The sequence below is a fragment of the Leeuwenhoekiella sp. MAR_2009_132 genome (assembly GCF_000687915.1).
Classification (GTDB): domain Bacteria; phylum Bacteroidota; class Bacteroidia; order Flavobacteriales; family Flavobacteriaceae; genus Leeuwenhoekiella.
In genome coordinates, this window is sequence record NZ_JHZY01000002.1 from 1702723 (window position 1) to 1720207 (window position 17485).

Genomic DNA, 17485 nt, shown 5'->3' on the forward strand with positions numbered 1-17485 from the left:
GTTTTGCCCAATATTAGATTTTCACTTGATAATTTAACTTTTAAATAATTCTCAATATAAAGCCCTCATTTTGAGATATTAAAAATTTTAATACTTCTTATTTATTAATCAAATAAAATGTTAATTCATTATATTTATTTCAACTTAAAATGACATTCCTTTGAATACTTTTGAATAATCAACTCTTAAACAATCTAATATGAAATTAAAAATTACATTATTTTTTAGTGTGTTTTGCAGCATCGTCTGGGCTCAAAATACCGTTACGGGTACCATAACAGACGCTGAAGGCACATTACTCCCGGGTGTAAATATTGTACAAAAGGGAACTATAAAAGGTGCTACTTCAGACTTTGACGGAAAATACACTATTGATGTAAGTGACGATGCAACATTAATATTCTCGTATATAGGATTTGAACAGCAAGAAATCGCTGTAAACGGAAAAACTCAAATTGATGTCACAATGACGAGCGGTGTGCAACTTAGCGAAGTTCAAATTGTTGGTTCACGTAGTCCCAAACGTACTTCTACAGATACTCCTGTTGCTATTGATATTATAGACGTTGCTGAAGTAAGCACTCAAAGTGGACAACTTGAGGTAAATCAATTATTGCAGTATGCTGCTCCTTCTTTTAACGCAAACAAACAGTCTGGCTCTGATGGGGCAGATCACATTGACCCCGCTTCATTGCGTGGTTTAGGACCAGACCAGACATTAGTCTTAATAAACGGTAAACGCCGCCACCAATCTTCTTTGATAAATATATTTGGAACGCGCGGACGAGGAAATACGGGTACAGATTTAAATGCAATTCCCGTAACATCAATTAAGCGTATCGAAGTTTTAAGGGACGGTGCTTCGGCGCAATACGGCTCTGATGCAATTGCAGGTGTGATTAATATTGTTTTAAAAGATAAAACAGACGCAGTTGAGGGTAATGTAAGCTATGGTTTTTATAATACAGATGCTCAGGGAGATTTTGGCACAGATCCTTATGGGTTATGGAATACCGATGGATATCGCTTAGATACGGAGCGTGATGGCAATGCCATAGGAAAAGATAAATCCTTTGACGGAGGTTCTGTAAAAGTAGGTGTTAACTATGGAGTGGCACTTGGCGACAACGGCGGTTACGCAAACTTCACGACCGAGTACATCAATAAAAATAAGACGCTTCGTCCCGGTTTTGAATTTAGAAAAGGTTTTGGAGAAGCTGCGATTGAAGGGTTAAACCTTTTTGCAAATATTGCATATCCGGTTTCTGATAAGACTGAAATTTATGCTTTTGGTGGTCGTAATTACCGCGATACAGACGCTTTTGCATTTACACGAAATAATGGAGCCCGCGTGGTAACTTCAATCTTTCCTAATGGTTTTACACCACGTATCACGTCTATCATTACAGATAACTCGGTTTCAGTAGGCGTACGTACTAAGTCTGATTCTGGTTGGAATATGGATTTGAGCAATACCTACGGAAAAAACTTCTTCCATTACTATATAAAAGGTACTCTTAATGCTAGTTTAGAAGATCTTTCTCCAACAGATTTTGACGCCGGTGGTCACAGTTTAGACCAGAATACTATAAATCTCGATTTTTCTAAATATTATGACGACATCCTTTCGGGGATGAATATCGCTTTTGGTGCAGAATACCGTACTGAAAACTTTATAATTTTTGCTGGTGAAGAGGGGTCTTACGGCACCTACGACACTACCGGAAGATTAATCATAGATCCTGCCTCACAGACACAGCCTATAGATGCTGTTTCTGGCGACCCACGCCCAGGAGGTTCTCAGGGATTCCCGGGGTACAGTCCTGCTAACGAAGTAGATCGAAGCAGATCTAACGTATCTTTATATGCAGATACCGAGTTTGACCTAACGGAAGCCCTTCTTTTAAGTGCTGCAGCTCGTTTTGAGAATTACAGCGACTTTGGAAGCACCATTAATGGGAAACTGGCTTCACGTCTAAAAATAAGTGATAATTTAAATCTGCGTGGTTCTGTGAGTACTGGCTTTAGAGCTCCATCTTTGGCACAGATTTACTACAATCTGCGTTTTACAAACTTTGTAGGTGGTGACGCTTTAGAATCTGTATTGTCACCTAACAATAGCCCCGTTACTGCATCTTTTGGTATAGGCCCTTTAAAAGAAGAAACCGCTTTAAATGCTGCTTTAGGTTTTACGGCTAATATAGGTGCGTTCTCAGCTACGATAGATGGGTATTATATTAGTGTAAAAGATCGTATTGTACTTACCGGTAATTTTGATGCTACAGACATTCCCGGTGTTGAAGCTGCACAGTTTTTTGCAAACGGAGCAGATACCCGCACAAAAGGTCTGGATGTAGTTTTAAGCTACAAAAAGCGTATTAATGAAAATGTGTTTAGTGCCACCTTTACCGGCAACTTTAACGATATGGAAATTACAGACGTTAAAAATGGCGCATTAGATGAGCAAACCTTCTTTGGAGAACGCGATAAAGCCTTTTTATTAGCATCTGCTCCAGACAGCAAAATGAGTTTAAATTTAAACTATGAACGTAACTGGTTTAGCACAGGACTTTCATTTACACGCTTTAGCGAAATAAGCTTGTTAGATTTTCAGGTTTTTGAAACACCTGCAGATTTAGGTTACGCAGATAATGATGCTTTATTAGCAGGTGCTACAGATTACTACAGCCCAAAAGTAATTACAGATCTTGTTTTTGGTTTTGATCTTTCAGACCATTTAAGACTTCAGGTAGGTAGTACAAACCTGTTTAATGTATATCCTGATCAGCAAGATGACTGGACCGAAGCTGGTGGTTACTGGGATTCTGTACAGATGGGTTTTAGTGGAGCCTATTATTATACCCGCTTATCTTTCAATTTCTAGTTTACAAAATCAAATACATAAAAAAGCCCGGCAACTTGCCGGGCTTTTTCTTTATATAAAATTATCAATGCTATTTATGGTGCATAAAAGCTTGCTTCGCCAATAAAGTTTCTTCAGACTCTACATGGTTATCATCAGGCACACAACAGTCTACAGGGCAAACAGCAGCGCACTGTGGCTCCTCGTGAAAGCCCATACATTCTGTACATTTATCTGGTGCGATGTAATAAACCTCATCACTTATAGGCTCCTGAGTTTCATCTGCATCTACTTCTTTCCCGTCAGGTAAAACAACTTTACCTTCAAGGTCTGTCCCGTCTGCATAGCGCCAGTCATCAGCACCTTCATAAATTGCGGTGTTTGGACATTCTGGCTCACAAGCCCCGCAGTTAATACATTCATCAGTTATTATAATTGCCATAGTATAATCGTTTTCTTATCCGTAATTTTGCCCTAAAGTGGACTTTTGATAATTAAATTCTGCTAAAACTAAATTAAAGTTTAACGTTAATACCCATTTGATATGGCGTATTACTTTTTAATATCAACGTACAAAATTAAGGTCTGCCCTTAACTCTACCAAACCATTTATGGATTTAAACCAAAGAATTACTGCATTCTCAAAGCTGGGTCTTTTTTTAAATGATTTTTTGTCGAACACTACAAAAAGTGAAATGACATTAGCTGATACGCAAACTTTACAAATTGAGTTTGCAGAAGTATTAAAAACTGCAACTCGTGAAAATGCCTGGTTTACCCCAGAACATCTGCAAATGGCACTTAGCAGCTGGTCAGAATCACTTACTGAAACTTCTCTAAAAAACTGGACTAGTGCCTATAACTTTGATATCAATTTAGAGTCAAAACGTGTTGCCGTTATTATGGCAGGCAATCTTCCGCTGGTAGGTTTTCATGATTTTTTAAGTGTTCTTATTAGTGGGCATTCGATACTGGCAAAACTATCATCAGACGATAAGTTAATACTTCCGTATTTAGCTAAGGTATTAATCGCAATAGAACCACTCTTTGAAAACAAAATAGAATTCACTGAAGGTAAATTGGCTGCTTTTGATGCAGTAATTGCTACTGGTAGTAATAACACTGCACGGTATTTTGAATATTACTTTAAAACCAAGCCCCACATCATACGTAAAAACCGAAATGCGGTAGCGGTTTTAACAGGTAATGAATCTACAGAACAACTTGAATTACTAGGTGATGACATCTTTAGATATTTTGGAATGGGTTGCCGCAGTGTGTCAAAACTTTTTGTTCCGCAAGATTATAACTTTGACTCTTTTTATAAGGCAATGTTTAATTACAAAGACCTGCTAAACCATCATAAATACGCTAACAATTATGATTATAATAAAGCGGTTTATTTAATGAGTTTGTTTCCCATACTCGATAATGGGTTTTTAGTCTTAAAAGAAGAAGAAAGCTTCTCTTCCCCTATTTCTGTTGTATTTTATGAGCGCTATGATAATCTAGAGACTCTTAAAACTTATTTAGACGAAAAAACAGACCAGATACAATGTATTGTTGCTTCGGGATTTGATCAAAAAGAAGTAGGCTTCGGGCAGGCTCAAAAGCCGAATCTTAGTGATTATGCTGATGGTGTAGATACCATTGCATTTTTACTAAAAATATAAAGGTTTGCATCCTATAAATTATTAATTATTTAAGGTCTTTTGTTAAGCTTTTAGGCATCTTTGCATTGCTTTTTAAAATAACAATACCGTGTTGAGAATCGCAGTAGTTTCTTATGTATTGTATTTTAAAATCCGTAATTTTTCGACTTCTAAAAATAAAGATTAAGCAGATCAAATATTCAATCCATGAAAAAACATAATTTCAGTGCCGGACCAAGTATTCTTCCTCAAGAAGTGCTTAAACAGGCCTCTGACGCCGTATTAAATTTCAACAATTCAGGTTTATCACTTATAGAAATTTCTCATCGTAGTAAAGACTTCGTTGATGTGATGGAAGAAGCTCGTGAGCTTGCACTGCAACTTTTAGGTCTTGAAGGTAAAGGCTATAAAGCACTATTTCTTCAGGGAGGTGCTAGTATGCAGTTTGTTATGGCAGCATACAACTTACTAGAAAATAAAGCAGGATACTTAAACACAGGGACCTGGAGTGATAAGGCAATTAAAGAAGCAAAGATTTTTGGAGATGTTGTTGAAGTAGCTAGTTCTAAGGATAAAAATTTTAATTATATACCTAAAGATTATTCAATTCCTTCAGGTTTAGATTACCTACACGTTACTACAAACAATACTATTTTTGGGACACAACTTAAAAACATACCTGCTTTAGACATTCCGCTAGTGGCAGATATGAGTAGTGATATTTTCTCTAGACAATTAGATTTTACCAAGTTTGATCTTATTTATGCAGGAGCTCAGAAAAATATGGGGCCAGCAGGTACAACGCTCGTAGTGGTACGTGAAGATATTTTAGGTAAAGTAACACGTCAGGTACCGGCGATGTTAGATTATACACAACATATTTCTAAAGGTAGTATGTACAATACACCTCCTGTATTTGCCGTTTACACTTCTTTATTAACCTTAAGATGGTTAAAGAATAATGGTGGTATTAAAGGTGCAGAAGAAAATAACGATAAAAAAGCTACTCTTATTTATTCTGAAATAGATTTAAATCCGCTATTTACAGGATTTGCAGCCGTAGAAGATCGCTCTACTATGAATGCCACATTTAACCTTACAGAAGATAATCTAAAGGAAACTTTTGATACGATGCTTAAAGAAGCTGGTATTAGCGGGGTAAATGGTCACCGCAGTGTAGGTGGCTACCGTGCCTCTATGTACAATGCATTGTCACTTCAGAGCGTAGGAACTCTGGTTGATGTTATGAGTGAATTAGAGCGTAAAGCCTAATCTCTTTAAATTAATCAGTAGTACAACAACAAATGGAAACTGTAAAATGGGGTTAACCTCCTATTATTAACACTCGCAAAGCGGGTAAATTTAAATATAAAAGATGAAAGTTTTAGCAAACGATGGCATTTCACAATCTGGAGTAGACGCTCTAAAAGCTGCCGGTTTTGAGATCATCACCACTAAAGTTGCTCAAGAGCAATTAGAAAACTATATCAACGAAAATCAAATAGACGCGCTACTTGTACGTAGTGCGACTAAAGTGCGCAAAGAACTTATAGATGCCTGTCCTAGCCTTAAATTAATAGGTCGTGGTGGTGTAGGTATGGATAACATTGATGTTCAATATGCAAAGGATAAAGGACTAAGCGTAATAAACACTCCGGCATCTTCATCTGCATCTGTAGCAGAATTGGTTTTTGCACATTTATATGGTGGTGTACGTTTCTTATATGACGCTAACCGCAATATGCCTTTAGAGGGAGAATCAAAATTTGGTGATCTTAAAAAAGCATATGCAAATGGTGTAGAATTAAGAGGAAAAACCTTAGGTGTTATCGGTTTTGGTCGTATTGGCCAGGCTACCGCAAAAGTTGCATTAGGGGCAGGAATGAAAGTTATTTATTCTGACCCTTATATGGAAAAAGCCGAAGTGAAGCTTGACTTTTTTGATGGGCAGGAAGTAACATTTAAGTTTGAAAGCAAATCTAAAGAAGATGTTCTTAAAGAAGCAGATTTTATTACCTTACACGTACCAGCTCAAAAAGAGTATGTTATAGGTAAAGCTGAATTAGAAATGATGAAAGATGGTGCTGCACTTATTAATGCTGCACGTGGTGGTGTTGTAGACGAGATCGCTTTAATAGATGCCTTAGACTCTGGTAAATTAGCATTTGCAGGATTAGATGTTTTTGAAAGCGAACCTAAGCCAGAAATCAGAATTCTTATGCATCCTAAAATCACATTGTCTCCGCACATTGGTGCTGCTACAAATGAAGCTCAGGATCGTATAGGTACTGAACTTGCAGAACAAATAGATGCTATTTTAAAGAAATAAATAGATCTAAGCATCCTAAATTCAAAAGCCGAAAGAGATTTCGGCTTTTTTTGTGGGCAACAATCCTTAATAAATTGTTAAAATATTTAAAAACTTCTTATCTTTAAAGTCTAACATTAATAATTAATTAAAATGGCAGGGTTATTAGACTTATTAAATAGTGATTTAGGAAAACAGCTTATTAGTGGAGCAAGTGCACAAACTGGCGCTTCAGAAAGCAAAACTGCAGATGTGTTAAGCATGGCATTACCCGTACTACTAGGTGCAATGAAAAAAAATGCACAAACCCAAGAGGGTGCTTCCGGTTTATTAGGCGCTTTAAGTAACAAACATGATGGCAGCATTTTAGATAATTTAGGAAGTCTCTTAGGTGGTGGCAGTGTTGATCAAAATGTTATAAGCGATGGTGCAGGTATTTTAAGTCACGTTTTAGGAGGTAAGCAACCTGTTGTAGAAAATACACTAAGTCAAAAATCTGGCCTTGACGCCGGTACCGTAGCTCAAATTTTAAAAATAGCAGCTCCTATTCTTCTAGGTGTTATAGGTAAAGAAACTAAACAAAATAACGTAAATGATTCTAGCGCACTCTCCGGAATATTAGGAAGTATGTTAGGAGGCCAGCCCAAAGGAAATCAAAGTCTTATCGAAAGCTTAATAGATGCAGACGGTGACGGCAGCGTTTTAGATGATGTTGCCGGTATGGTTTTAGGATCTAATAAAAAAGGTGGCCTTGGCGGAATGCTAGGTGGTCTTTTTGGAAAATAGTTTTCATTGCTTAAGTGATTAGTAAGCCGCTTTTTAAGCGGCTTTTATTTTGCATTAAATTTGGCAGGAGTTTTGTAGCTTTAAAAGAAAAAGTATGAAACCATTTATTTACTTCTTTGTCGCCCTGGGTCTTATTTACGGTTGTGCCAGTACTCAAACCAATAAAAAATTGACAGGGAATAATGCTACGACCACTGCAAATGATACCGTACGTATCGCAAATGACAGCCTAGAATATGAGATCCTAATTATAGAACCCGGATTCAATACCTTTTTAGTTTCTATTGCACGACCAGAAGGCTATTACACACAAAATTACTTAGAAAACAAAAATAGGTTTCTGGTTATTGAATATAATCAAAGAGTAAATCAACCCTTTACTTTTGATCCTAATCTATACCCACAGCAAATTAATTATGACAACAATGTAGATTATGGTTATGAAGTAAATTATAAACTATATAATTATTTTGTATTTTTTAGTAGGCAATACAATCAGCGATTTAGCGTACCTACCCGAATTTAAATCATTGCCACTTTTTTAAATACGGAATACTATATTTGCGCCGTGAAAAAATTTAAGGAAAACTGGGAAATCACCCAAAACTGGCAATTAATTTATCCCTTTTTAGGAATAGTGCTCGCATTAGGATCAGGATTGCTTATAGCATATCGATTTAATGATTATTTTGAATCTGGAAGTGTAACTCAACTTCTATTTTTAGGCATTGCTACTCTCCTACTTGCGTATCTCTTTGTTAAAATTAGTTTGTTTTTTTTTGAAAAACTTAAAAATCGCTGGATTTTAGAATACCGCTGGCAATTTATTGCGGTTTTTATTGTATTTGCAATCACCGGTTCTACTGCCGGGAGAATATCAAGTCCGGTAATGAATTTGATAGGACTCGATTATGATTCTACTTCGGGATGGCTCTATTGGCCATTGCGTATAGTACTTATATTTCCGCTTTACCAAATTTTGCTTTTAGCTGTAGCCTGGATTTTTGGTCAATATAAATTTTTCTATCAGTTTGAAAAGAAAATGCTTTCCCGTATGGGCCTTGGGTTTCTGTTTACTAAGTAGCAGAAAATCCTGGAATAAAATTCAATAAAAAACCTTCAGAACCGTCTTTAAACAGCGCTGAAGGTTTTTTTATGTCTTCTACATTGAAAAACTAATTCTTGTTTTTCTCAGGTTCTGAAAACAAATCTAGATAGGCCTGTCCTAAAAATTCAATAATCACACCAGCCGTCAGGCCTTCATAACCTGTATGATTTATAGCGATATCTGCAGCTCTGCCATGCATATATACGCCAAATATTGCTGCCGTAAGCGGATTGTAATTCTGAGCTATAAGCCCTGTAATCACACCCGTTAACACATCACCGCTCCCACCGGTTGCCATACCCGGGTTACCACTATTGTTTACATAGTATTTCCCCTCAAAGACTACAATCGTATGGGCATCTTTTAATACCAAAATACAATTATACTTTTCAGAAAAAGCTTCTGCTTTTGCAAGTTTATCAAAGTCATCATCCCAGCTACCTATAAGACGTTCTAACTCCTTGGGATGCGGAGTTAATACCGAATATTTAGGTAATAAATCAAGTAATTCTTTATGTTCTGAAAGCATATTTAGTGCATCAGCATCAAGAACAAGCTGTGTTTTATTCTGTTCTAAAAAGGTTTTAAATGCAGAGACGGTTGATTTTGCCATTCCCAATCCGGGTCCTATACCTATAACATCTGGCTGCAGATCAAACTTTATTTCTTCTAGATAATCACCATTGTGACGGTCTGTTACAACCATAACTTCGGGTACAGCTGTTTGTAAAATAGATAAGCCCTGTCTGGTAACGTAAGTTGTTACAAGACCGCTACCACTACTTAAAGCTGCCTTACTACACAATACTGCTGCCCCCATTTTACCATAACTTCCGGCAATTAAAAGACTATGACCATAAGTACCTTTATGACTAAATTTTGCTCGGGGTTTATACATGTGTTGCGCTTCAGCCTTACCTATAAGCTGCGCTTTTGTTTCTACCGAGTTTAAATAATTACGGTCAAGACCTATATCTAAAACTTCCCAACTGTTTATATATTTTCCGCCTTGCGGAAGAAAAAATACCAGTTTAGGAGTTTGAAAAGTGAGTACTACCGTAGGTCGTACTACTTCCTCATTTTTAAGTAATCGATCAATAGCCATCCCAGAAGGAACGTCTATAGCTAAGATATAAGCACGGCTCTCGTTAATTTTTTTAAACAAATTTTGAACCCAGGTTTCTGCCGGTCTATTAATACCTATACCAAAAATACAGTCTATAATCAGATCCTCTTTAGCCAGTTCCGGAAAGTCATTTTCAGACTTTATTAAAAGTGGCCAGTTTTTAGTTTTGCTTTTTAGCGCATCTAATGCATCTAAAAAGTCTTTTGATCGATTCTCACTATAATTAACAACATAGGTGGTTACATTATATCCATTCTCAATTAAATTACGTGCAATTACAAGACCATCACCCCCGTTATTACCCGTACCACAAAATATTTTAATTGCTACAGGTTGATTTTGTAAGCGCTGGTGCAAATAATGAAATGCATAACCACCGGCACGTTCCATAAGATTAAAAGATGGGATGTTTTCTGCCTGTTCTGTTGCTTTATCTGCTGCGTATATTTGATCTTTACTAAGTATCTTCATAAGAGATTCTGATATCTATTAAAAAATTCGTAAGGATTTAGTGATTTTAAAGGTATAATTAGTAAAAAAGCTTTTTAAAATCTAATGGCTGATAAATCCTCAAAAATGCCCTTTCAGCCTTGCTCTTCAAGGTAAAAATAATACTTTTGAATACAACAGTTTGACGCTATGAAAGCAATTAATACAATTATAACTTCCTCTTGTACGACCATTATGGGTCTTACAATTGCTTTCATTATTACCCCTAGGGGTATTGTATAAACATATAACTTCGCCACTGCTCGTGTTTACACGAAAACAACTCATTTTTAAATCATTTCAAACACAAAAGCCATGCGTGTTTTAAAATTTGGCGGTACTTCGGTAGGAAGTGTTGCAAACATAAATCAAGTAATCAACATCGTCTCTAAAGGCGCTCAGGATCAAAATATTGCCGTTGTAGTTTCTGCATTAGGTGGTGTCACAGATCTTCTGATGCAATGTGGGTCACAAGCCAGTAAAAAGGAAGAATATTCAGCTATTTATGCTGAAATAGAATCTAAGCATTTAGAATTTATTTCAGCATTAGTTAAAAATGATCAGGAAGCTGTTGATGAAATTCAGGGATTACTAAATGATCTAAAATCACTGCTTCAGGGCATTTATTTAATTAATGAACTGTCTCCTAAAACTATAGATAAACTACTTGCCTTTGGTGAGATTTTATCATCTACGATCATTACCAGAGCAATGTACGCACAAGGTCTTGACGCTGTACGTAAAGACAGTAGAGATTTGATTACCACAAACGATAAGCATACCAAAGCTGCTGTAAACTACAAGGTCACTAACAGTCAACTAGAGTATTATTTTGCTAAAGCGAAACAAAAAATTACAGTACTGCCTGGCTTTATTGCTAGTTGTGCTTCTGGAGAAACAACTACATTAGGCCGCGGCGGATCAGACTTTACAGCGGCAATTGTAGCTGCCGCTCTTAACGTGGATCAAGTAGAAATTTACACAGATGTTAGCGGTATGTACACTGCAAACCCTAAACTTGTGAAACAGGCAAAACCTATAGATACGATCTCGTATCACGAGGCGATGGAGCTTTCGCATTTTGGCGCAAAAGTGCTTTACCCGCCTACTATCGTTCCTGTTATGAGTAAAAATATTCCTATTCGTATCAAAAATACGTTACATCCTGAAGATGCAGGTACACTCATACAAAATCAGGAAGGTATAAGCGAAAATCCTATTAAAGGACTTAGCAACATCAATAATATCGCACTTCTTACTTTAGAAGGCGGTGGTATGGTAGGTATTCCTGGAATAAGTAAACGCCTTTTTGAAACGTTGAGCAATCAAGGCATCAACATTATTCTAATTACACAGGCATCAAGCGAACATAGTATTTGCTTAGGTGTTATGGAAGAAGATGCAGGCCGTGCAAAAATTGCTATTGATGAAGAATTTGAATATGAAATTTCACTAAACAAAATAGACCCACTTACTATGGAAATAGGACTTAGCATCATCGCCCTTGTAGGCGACCAGATGAAAAGTCATCAGGGTATTAGTGGTAAAATGTTTAGTACACTAGGTAAAAACAACGTTAATATAAGAGCTATCGCACAAGGTGCAAGTGAAAAGAACATATCTGCCGTTATTGCACAAAAAGACGTTAAGAAGGCTTTAAACAGCTTGCACGAGCGTTTCTTTGAAGCACAACGCAAACAATTAAACCTTTTCATTACTGGGGTTGGTAATGTAGGTGAGCGTTTACTAAAGCAGATTGAACAGCAACAAGACTATTTAAAAAAGCAACTTAATATCAATATGCGTGTGCTGGGACTAAGCAACTCTCGTAAAATGCTTATTGATGAGAATGGTATTGATCTTACAAACTGGAAAGCACTTTTAGAAGAAGGTGAGCCTGTAACACTTGATCGTTTTCACGAAGCAGTGGTTGAGTTGAATCAGCGTAACAGTATTTTTGTAGATATTACCGCAAATGCAGACGTTGCTGCTATGTATGGTAAATATCTAAAACAAAGCATTGCTGTAGTTGCCTGTAATAAAATTGCCTGTTCTTCAGACTTCGCAAAATATAGCGAACTGAAACATTTAAGCAAAACTTACAATGCACCTCTTTTATTTGAAACCAATGTGGGTGCAGGATTACCCATTATTGATACCCTAAACAACCTAATCGCTTCAGGAGATCGTGTTAACCGTATTCAGGCAGTATTATCGGGAAGTTTAAACTTTGTTTTTAATAACTTCAAATCTGGGGACAGCTTTTACGATGTGGTGCAAGCCGCAAAAGCAGAGGGCTATACAGAGCCAGATCCTCGTATTGATTTAAGCGGAGTCGATGTAGCACGTAAGATTTTGATTTTAGCCCGTGAAAGCGGACTTAAAATAAATCTGGAAGACATCGACAATGATCCGTTCCTGACTAAAAATAACCTGGAAAGTAAAGACGTTCCACATTTCTTTGAAACGTTGAAAGAAGACGCTGCCCATTTTGAAAAACTGGTTGCAGATGCCGAAGCAAAAAATCACCGCTTAAAATACGTTGCACAGTTAGATAACGGTAAAGCAAGCGTTGGACTTCAAAGCGTACCCGAAGGTCATCCATTTTATGATCTTAAAGGCTCAGACAATATCGTATTGTTCTTTACAGATCGTTACCCTGAGCAACCTATGCAAATTAAAGGTGCAGGAGCCGGTGGCGATGTAACAGCCTCAGGTCTTTTTGCTGATATCATTAGAACCGCAACTTTTTAAATCTGAAAACCGAAATTAGAAATACGAAGTCGAACTCCTAAAGCAGCGCATATTAGTTGCTGCTTTAGGAAGTTTGATTATTCAATCTTGAATTACTAATGAACGAAATACGTGTTTTTTCACCGGCAACGGTAGCCAATGTAAACTGCGGTTTTGATGTTTTGGGTTTTGCCCTTGACGGTCTTGGCGATGAAATGGTCATACGCAAAGTCGCAGAAAAGGGAATTAAAATCTCACAGATTACGGGTGCAGATTTACCTTATGAAGCAAAAAAAAATGTAGTGGGAGTTGCAGGTTTAGCGATGGTAAATTCATTGAATTTAGACTATGGTTTTGAGATAGAAATTCATAAAAAAATACGTTTAGGAAGTGGTGTTGGAAGCAGTGCCGCAAGTGCTGCAGGAATTGTTTTTGGTATCAATCAGTTTTTAGAAAAACCGTTATCAAATTTAGAACTTACGGCTTTTGGGATGAAAGGTGAAGCGGTTGCAAGTGGCAATGAGCACGCAGATAATGTTGCTCCATGTTTGTATGGAGGCTTCACATTAATCACGGGATATTCACCTTTAAAAATCGTTTCGTTACCCGTTCCGGAAGAACTTTATGTGACGGTAATTCACCCACAGATTACGATTAAAACCAAAGAAGCTCGAGCTATTTTACCAGAGCAGGTTTCACTTCAAAATGCCATTAAACAGACGGGTAATTTAGCCGGATTAATCGCTGGTCTTTACACGAGCGATTATGACTTAATCGCATCAAGCACTCAGGATGTTTTAGTAGAAACTTACCGAAAAAACCTGATTCCTGATTTTGATTTTTATAAGCAAACAGCCCTAGAAAATGGCGGATTAGCCTTTGGAATAAGCGGTTCTGGACCTTCAATGTTTACCTTATGTAAAGGTGCTCAAAACGCTGGTTTAGTTGAAATTGCATTAAAAAAAGCTTTAGACCTTAAAAAGATGAAAGGAGATAGTTATATCTCACCCATTTCGAGACACGGCAATCGCATTTTAGAACAAAAATAATACGGTTAAAAACGCTACTTGGAATATTTCCTAGCTGTAGGAAAAAATATTTTAACCAAAATAACAACCTAGAATATCTTAGAAAAATGATCTATTACAGTTTAAACGGAAAGGCCCCGAAGTAGGATTAGAAGAAGCTGTTGTGCGCGGTATTGCACCCGACAAAGGTTTGTATTTTCCGCAGGAAATTAAACCACTTCCCTCCTCTTTTTTTGAAAATATAGAAACCCTTTCTAACAACGAGATTGCCTTTGAAGCAATCAAGCAATTTGTGGAAGGTGTTATTCCCGATGAAGCTTTAAAAGACATCATTGAAGATGTACTTTCATTTGATTTCCCGGTTGTGGAGATTGAAGAAAATATAGGAACGCTAGAATTATTTCACGGTCCTACCATGGCATTTAAAGATGTAGGTGCTCGTTTTATGGCACGTTGTCTTGGCTACTTTTCTGCACAAAAAGAAACGCAAGAACCGGTAACAGTTTTAGTCGCTACAAGTGGTGATACAGGAGGTGCTGTTGCACGTGGTTTTTTAAATGTTGAAGGGGTTGATGTGGTCATACTTTACCCTACCGGAAAAGTGAGTGATATACAAGAAAAACAACTTACAACTCTGGGAGCAAATATTACGGCTCTAGAAGTTGATGGTGTTTTTGACGACTGCCAGGCAATGGTTAAAACCGCCTTTTTAGATGAAGAAATCACATCTAAACGTAAACTAACTTCTGCTAACTCAATTAATATTGCACGCTGGATTCCGCAGTTATTTTACTTCTTGTTTGCTTACAAACAAGCTAAATCAAAAGGAAAAGAATTGGTTTTCTCTGTACCTAGCGGAAACTTCGGGAATATCTGCGCCGGTATGGTTGCTCATAAATTAGGGATGCCGGTCAAGCATTTTGTTGCCGCTGTAAATCGTAACGATATTGTTCCTGAGTTTTTAAAAATAGGCATTTATAAACCCAAACCATCGGTAGCTACAATTAGTAATGCTATGGATGTGGGGGACCCTTCAAACTTTATACGTATTCAAAAGTTATTCAATAACGATCTTGAAGCGCTTTCGCAAAAGTTATCGTCTTTCTCGTACACAGATGAGCAGACTAAAGAAGCGATGCAGCGCATTTACAAAGAAACCGGCTATATAGCAGACCCGCATGGAGCGGTGGGGTATTTAGGACTTAAAGACTATTTAAAAGACCATCCTCAAGCTTACGGAATATTCTTAGAAACCGCACATCCTGTTAAATTTTTACCGGTTGTCAATCCGGTAATTGACGCAGAGATTGCAATTCCACCTCAAATTGAGAGTGTTATGCACAAAGAAAAACAAGCTATCGCAATTAAAAATTACGATCAGTTCAAGGCGTTTTTGTTGAAATAGACCGTGTACTTTTCTCTGTAGTTTTGATACATTTGTGTTCTTAAAATTTACAGATGAAATCTACTGCACTTACTAAAATACACGAAAGTCTTGGAGCTAAAATGGTTCCTTTTGCAGGCTATAATATGCCCGTTTCTTATGAAGGAATCAATATAGAACACGAGACCGTGCGCAACGGTGTAGGTGTTTTTGATGTATCGCATATGGGTGAGTTTCTTGCCATAGGCGATAGAGCTTTAGACTTATTACAAAAGGTATGTAGTAACGACATTTCAAAAATTCAAATAGGTGGTGCTCAATACAACTGTCTTCCTAATCTTGAAGGCGGTATTGTAGATGATTTGATTGTGTATCGCATCAGAGAACATGAATATCTGCTTGTAGTAAACGCTTCTAATATAGACAAAGACTGGGAATGGATTAGCCGTCACAATGATCTGGGCGTTGAGCTTAAGAACATATCAGATAACTTTTCACTTCTAGCTATACAAGGGCCTAAAGCGATTGAGGCGATGCAATCTCTTACTGATACAGATCTTTCTGCTATTAAATTTTACAATTTTGAAGTTGCTCCTTTTGCAGGAATAGACCACGTGATTATTAGCGCAACAGGATATACAGGCAGTGGTGGTTTTGAAATTTACTGCCACAATGAGTTTGCAGAACAACTGTGGGCTAAAGTTTTTGAAGCCGGAAATGAATTTGGTATTAAACCTATAGGTCTTGCTGCCCGCGATACCTTACGCCTTGAAATGGGATATTGTTTGTATGGTAATGATATTAACGATTCTACATCTCCTATTGAAGCCGGCTTGGGATGGATTACAAAGTTTTCTAAAGACTTTATAAATTCTGAAGCTTTAAAGGCTGAAAAAGAAGCCGGTGCCGCACGTAAACTGGTAGGTTTTGAGTTGCTGGAACGTGGTATTCCGCGTCACGATTATGAGATTGTAGATGCTAACAACGGTGTTATAGGTATTGTGACCTCAGGAACAATGTCTCCTTCACTTTCGAAAGGAATTGGTCTGGGTTACGTCAAAACAGAATACAGCAAACCAGATACTGAACTTTTTATAAAAGTGCGCAATAAAAACATTAAGGCTAAGGTTGTAAAACTTCCTTTTTATAAGGGCTAAAACCATAAGTTATCCCAAATCAAAATACACATAGAATACTCATTTTAGGAGCCAGTGGGTTTCTTGGTGGTGCCTTGTATAAAGAATTACATAGGTATTACGATACCTATGGTACCTACCATACCGGTAAAATCTATTCAGATAACAAGCACTTTATTCATTTTGATGTAGTACAGGATAGTATTTATGAAGTTCTTAATCATGTGAGACCTAATATCGTTATCTCTGCAATACGCGGTGATTTTGATGGTCAGGTAGAAGCACACGAAGACCTGTGTGATTACGCTAAACGTACCGGTATATTTGTTATTTATTTATCTTCGGCAAATGTTTTTGATGCCTTTACAAACTACCCAAGTTATGAACTTGATAAAACTTTATCTGAAAGTAAGTTTGGGAAGCTCAAAATACGCTGCGAGAACTTTTTTTTAAACTACCTACCCGAAGAGCAGTATGCAATTATAAGACTGCCAATGGTATTTGGTATGAATTCGCCGCGAGTAAGGGAAATAAAGAACGCTATCTTACTGCAGGAGCAAGTTGAAGTATTTCCTCATTTGATAATGAATACAAATACAGATAAAAAGCTCTCACAACAGATACACTATATCATAAACAGAAAGCGTTTTGGTATTTTTCATCTGGGAAGCAATGATCTCATACACCATCAGGAGTTTATAAATGAAATTATCGCAAAACTAGACCTAAAGATAAAACCGAATTTCAAATTAGTTTACACCTCTAATTTTGATCGTTATCTGGCGGTTTTGCCTAAAGACAATAAATTACCAAAACATCTGAGTATTACTAACGAAGAAGTCGCTTCAGAATCGCAAGCCTACTAATTGCTT

General features: G+C 37.1%; 13 protein-coding genes and 1 pseudogene. 12 read left to right on the top strand and 2 right to left on the bottom strand.

The window, feature by feature from the left end:
• The first annotated feature begins 199 nt into the window (after window positions 1-199).
• Window positions 200-2884, top strand: a complete 2685-nt coding sequence (locus P164_RS07245) for a TonB-dependent receptor (protein WP_028375772.1) — start codon at window positions 200-202, stop codon at window positions 2882-2884.
• 70 nt (window positions 2885-2954) lie between these two features.
• Here P164_RS07245 and P164_RS07250 read toward each other — a convergent pair whose 3' ends face one another.
• Window positions 2955-3305, bottom strand: coding sequence for a 4Fe-4S dicluster domain-containing protein (locus P164_RS07250; protein ID WP_028375773.1), 351 nt, complete (start codon window positions 3303-3305; stop codon window positions 2955-2957).
• Window positions 3306-3474: 169 nt separating this feature from the next.
• Here P164_RS07250 and P164_RS07255 point away from each other — a divergent pair, with 169 nt between their 5' ends.
• The 6 genes from P164_RS07255 to P164_RS07280 all read left to right on the top strand — a co-directional run bounded on the left by P164_RS07255 (window position 3475) and on the right by P164_RS07280 (window position 8693).
• On the top strand, window positions 3475-4536 hold the full coding sequence (locus P164_RS07255; protein WP_028375774.1) for an acyl-CoA reductase: 1062 nt from the start codon (window positions 3475-3477) through the stop codon (window positions 4534-4536).
• A gap of 186 nt (window positions 4537-4722) precedes the next feature.
• A complete protein-coding gene (gene serC, locus P164_RS07260) occupies window positions 4723-5787 on the top strand; it encodes a 3-phosphoserine/phosphohydroxythreonine transaminase (protein WP_028375775.1) in 1065 nt (354 codons plus the stop codon).
• A 103-nt stretch (window positions 5788-5890) separates the two neighbouring features.
• Window positions 5891-6844 (top strand): D-2-hydroxyacid dehydrogenase, encoded by a 954-nt coding sequence (locus tag P164_RS07265; RefSeq protein WP_028375776.1) that lies wholly within the window; start codon window positions 5891-5893, stop codon window positions 6842-6844.
• 132 nt (window positions 6845-6976) lie between these two features.
• Window positions 6977-7609, top strand: a complete 633-nt coding sequence (locus tag P164_RS07270; protein ID WP_028375777.1) for a DUF937 domain-containing protein — start codon at window positions 6977-6979, stop codon at window positions 7607-7609.
• Window positions 7610-7703: 94 nt separating this feature from the next.
• Complete coding sequence (locus P164_RS07275) at window positions 7704-8135, top strand: DUF6146 family protein (RefSeq protein WP_028375778.1); 432 nt, start codon at window positions 7704-7706, stop codon at window positions 8133-8135.
• Window positions 8136-8177: 42 nt separating this feature from the next.
• Window positions 8178-8693 (top strand): DUF6787 family protein, encoded by a 516-nt coding sequence (locus P164_RS07280; RefSeq protein ID WP_028375779.1) that lies wholly within the window; start codon window positions 8178-8180, stop codon window positions 8691-8693.
• 91 nt (window positions 8694-8784) lie between these two features.
• On the opposite strand, the gene P164_RS07285 is transcribed toward P164_RS07280, so the two are convergent.
• On the bottom strand, window positions 8785-10314 hold the full coding sequence (locus P164_RS07285; protein WP_028375780.1) for a bifunctional ADP-dependent NAD(P)H-hydrate dehydratase/NAD(P)H-hydrate epimerase: 1530 nt from the start codon (window positions 10312-10314) through the stop codon (window positions 8785-8787).
• 333 nt (window positions 10315-10647) lie between these two features.
• Between P164_RS07285 and thrA the strand changes: the two genes are divergently transcribed.
• The 5 genes and pseudogenes from thrA (at window position 10648) to P164_RS07310 (ending at window position 17479) form a co-directional block, all read left to right on the top strand.
• The gene (gene thrA / locus P164_RS07290) at window positions 10648-13086 is read left to right on the top strand and encodes a bifunctional aspartate kinase/homoserine dehydrogenase I (protein ID WP_028375781.1); all 2439 of its coding nucleotides are present in this window, start codon (window positions 10648-10650) and stop codon (window positions 13084-13086) included.
• A 98-nt stretch (window positions 13087-13184) separates the two neighbouring features.
• Complete coding sequence (locus tag P164_RS07295) at window positions 13185-14114, top strand: homoserine kinase (RefSeq protein ID WP_028375782.1); 930 nt, start codon at window positions 13185-13187, stop codon at window positions 14112-14114.
• A gap of 86 nt (window positions 14115-14200) precedes the next feature.
• Window positions 14201-15498 (top strand): annotated as a pseudogene (gene thrC / locus P164_RS07300) (threonine synthase).
• A gap of 53 nt (window positions 15499-15551) precedes the next feature.
• On the top strand, window positions 15552-16634 hold the full coding sequence (gene gcvT, locus P164_RS07305; protein ID WP_028375783.1) for a glycine cleavage system aminomethyltransferase GcvT: 1083 nt from the start codon (window positions 15552-15554) through the stop codon (window positions 16632-16634).
• A gap of 35 nt (window positions 16635-16669) precedes the next feature.
• Window positions 16670-17479 (top strand): sugar nucleotide-binding protein, encoded by an 810-nt coding sequence (locus P164_RS07310; RefSeq protein WP_051621267.1) that lies wholly within the window; start codon window positions 16670-16672, stop codon window positions 17477-17479.
• Window positions 17480-17485 lie beyond the last annotated feature (6 nt).